Annotated in this window: 3 protein-coding genes; all 3 read right to left on the bottom strand. The window is 33.5% G+C overall.

Features of this window, described 5'->3' with window-relative positions; translation table 11 throughout:
* Positions 1–197 precede the first annotated feature (197 nt).
* Positions 198–554, bottom strand: coding sequence for a DUF779 domain-containing protein (locus HU235_RS23320; RefSeq protein WP_095303553.1), 357 nt, complete (start codon positions 552–554; stop codon positions 198–200).
* A gap of 63 nt (positions 555–617) precedes the next feature.
* Positions 618–2,138 carry an aldehyde dehydrogenase gene (adh, locus tag HU235_RS23315; protein ID WP_174881761.1) on the bottom strand — a complete coding sequence of 507 codons (1,521 nt, stop codon included), beginning with the start codon at positions 2,136–2,138 and terminating at the stop codon, positions 618–620.
* A gap of 547 nt (positions 2,139–2,685) precedes the next feature.
* Positions 2,686–3,089, bottom strand: a 404-nt coding sequence (locus HU235_RS23310) for an EAL domain-containing protein (protein WP_174881760.1), incomplete at its 5' end; no start/stop codon positions are given.

Genomic DNA, 3,089 nt, shown 5'->3' with positions numbered 1-3,089 from the left:
TTTATTAATATATCATATCAACCAATAAAGGTCAATAACTTTTTCGAATTATTTTTTCGGGATAATATTCGAAACTTCCTTTCGTAGGAAGAATCTAATAATAACTTAATTATATTTATTTGTCAACTATTCTAAAAAAGTTTTTTAGAAATTATAATAAATATCTTTTTTACAACTAGTACTTATTGAAAAAGTAATTATAACTGTTTTCTTTCCTCTTCTGTAAAAATTCTCGATCTTGTTAAAAACCTAACCCCTTCTGGTCCTTCAAGCGAAAACATCCCTCCTCTGCCATCTACTACATCAATTATTAATTGTGTATGCTTCCAATATTCATACTGTGCTTTTCCGATATAAAAAGGACAATCCTCTATATACCCTAATAAAACATCCTCATTTCCTATTAAGAATTCATCCATTAAGTAGCACATTGGTGAACTACCATCACAACATCCACCAGATTGATGGAACATTAAATGACCATGCTTCCTTTTTAATTCTGCAATTAACTCTTTTGCCTTTTTTGTGCAGATTACCTTTTCAACATCTCCCATCAGAAAACATCCTCCTAATAATACTGACTTCCGCATCATTTTGCGGAAGTCAGTTTAAATTATTTAGAAAAACCCTAATTTAGTAGAGCTATAGCTTACTAACATATTTTTTGTTTGTTGATAATGACTAAGCATCATTTTATGATTTTCTCTTCCGATTCCCGACATTTTGTATCCACCAAACGCTGCATGCGCTGGATATGCATGATAGCAATTTGTCCATACACGCCCTGCTTCAATACCCCTACCAAACTTATAAGCAGTATGAATATCTCTCGACCAAACTCCAGCTCCTAATCCATATAACGTATCATTAGCTATGCTTAGTGCTTCACTATCATCATTAAATGTAGTAACAGATACAACTGGTCCGAATATTTCTTCTTGGAAAATTCTCATGCTATTTCTCCCTTTAAAAACAGTAGGCTTTACATAATACCCTTCACTCAAATCTCCTTCTAAAATATTCCGTTCCCCACCGGTTAATACTTGAGCTCCTTCTTGTTTACCAATATCTATATATGCAAGAATTTTTTCTAATTGCTCATTTGACGCCTGAGCACCAACCATTGTAGTTGTATCTAGTGGATTACCTTGTTTAATCTGATTAACACGTTTTAAAGCTCTTTCCATAAATTCATCATAGATTGATTCTTGAATGAGTGCGCGTGATGGACATGTACACACCTCACCTTGATTGAGGGCAAACAGCACAAACCCTTCTATTGCTTTATCAAGAAAATCATCCTCCTTTGACAACACATCTTCAAAGAATATATTCGGAGATTTTCCACCTAATTCGAGGGTTACAGGAATCAGGTTTTGTGAAGCATATTGCATAATCAATCTGCCAGTGGTTGTCTCACCTGTAAAGGCAATTTTTGCAATACGACTATTAGAGGCTAGTGGTTTTCCTGCTTCTACCCCAAATCCATTCACTATATTTACGACACCTTTTGGTAGAATGTCTTCAATTAGTTCCATTAACACTAAAATACTAGCAGGAGTTTGTTCTGCAGGTTTAAGAACAACACAATTTCCTGCAGCAAGAGCAGGCGCAAGTTTCCAAACAGCCATTAAAATCGGAAAATTCCATGGAATGATTTGCCCTACTACTCCTAATGGCTCTTGAAAATGATATGCTACTGTATCCTTATCAATTTCACTAATACTACCCTCCTGAGCACGAATACAGCCAGCAAAATACCTAAAGTGATCAATTGCTAGCGGGAGATCTGCATTTAATGTTTCACGTATAGGTTTACCATTATCCCACGTTTCCGCAACAGCTAACGTTTCTAAATTTTGTTCAATTCTATCCGCAATTTTGTTTAATAGATTCGCACGCTCAGCTACAGACGTTTCCCCCCATGTCACTTTCGCTGCATGAGCTGCGTCTAACGCAAGTTCAATATCCTCTGCAGTTGAACGAGGGATTTCACAGAATACTTTTCCGTTTACAGGAGATACATTCTCAAAATATTCCCCTTTCACAGGTGGTAACCACTCACCACCAATATAATTGTTATATCTTGTTTTAAAACTTACTTTTGCCCCTTCTGTTCCAGGCTGTAAATAAATCATCCTAATCCCTCCTGCTATTTTTATTTATACTTTGATAGTTATCAGGAAGTTATCTATGTAAGCGCTATTAAAACTATCGATATATATTTATTCAATAAAATAATAATTATTACTTATCTTAGAATTTGTATCCTTATGTTCGCACTATATCAAATGCACTGTTTGTCATATAGTTATTGATAGCCTGTATTTTGTTGGACAAGTAAATATACCCGGTTATTTCGGATAAAAAAGGAGATAGAGCAACTGTTATATAAATGAAATCCAACAGTCTACCTTATTAAGAAAGTATAGTATGGGCTAAAGATGTGAATAACCTATAATTGCTCCTTCATTTCTGTATGATTTAATTCTATTACTTTATTTAGTCCTTTGTCCTTATTAGCCTTATCATACATCTGTTATTACCCAGGTAATAAAGGATGACAAGCCTTCTGAACAAAAGTTGAAAATATAGGGGTTCCTATCAAACCAAGATATATTTTTATCTAATACAATAGAAAAAAGCCTGTCCCTTATTGGCAGACTTTCACTAACAATATCTTGATTAAATATTGAAATATTTATTTTCAAGAACAGTAAATGGTAATGGACGACTAAAATAAAATCCTTGAATTTTCGTTCTATTTTGAGAAGTAATATATATAAGTTGCTCCTCCTTTTCAATTCCTTCAACAACAATATCTTTATTTAAAGCCTTGATGACTTTAAAAATACCAGATAACAGAATCGTATCAAATTCCTCTTTTGGAACATTTTTAATAAAATTTTGATCAATTTTTATTACATCGATCGGGAGTTCCTTCAAAAATAAAAGCGAGGAGGTTCCAACACCAAAGTCGTCTAGAGCAATAATAATATTTCTCTTTTTTAACTCCCTTAAAAAAACAAGAATATCCTTCAAGTATGCACTTATATCACTTTCAGTTATCTCAATTTGAAGCATTGAAG

Origin of the sequence: Metabacillus niabensis (assembly GCF_902829255.1) — a bacterium.
GTDB lineage: Bacteria > Bacillota > Bacilli > Bacillales > Bacillaceae > Metabacillus > Metabacillus niabensis.
This window is presented reverse-complemented; position numbering and strand designations above follow the sequence as displayed.

What these genes read in the sequence shown, in the direction of transcription:
- HU235_RS23320 (WP_095303553.1), bottom strand. Translation starts at nt 554, where the DNA reads ATGGGAGATGTTGAAAAGGTAATCTGCACAAAAAAGGCAAAAGAGTTA.
- adh (WP_174881761.1), bottom strand. Translation starts at nt 2,138, where the DNA reads ATGATTTATTTACAGCCTGGAACAGAAGGGGCAAAAGTAAGTTTTAAA.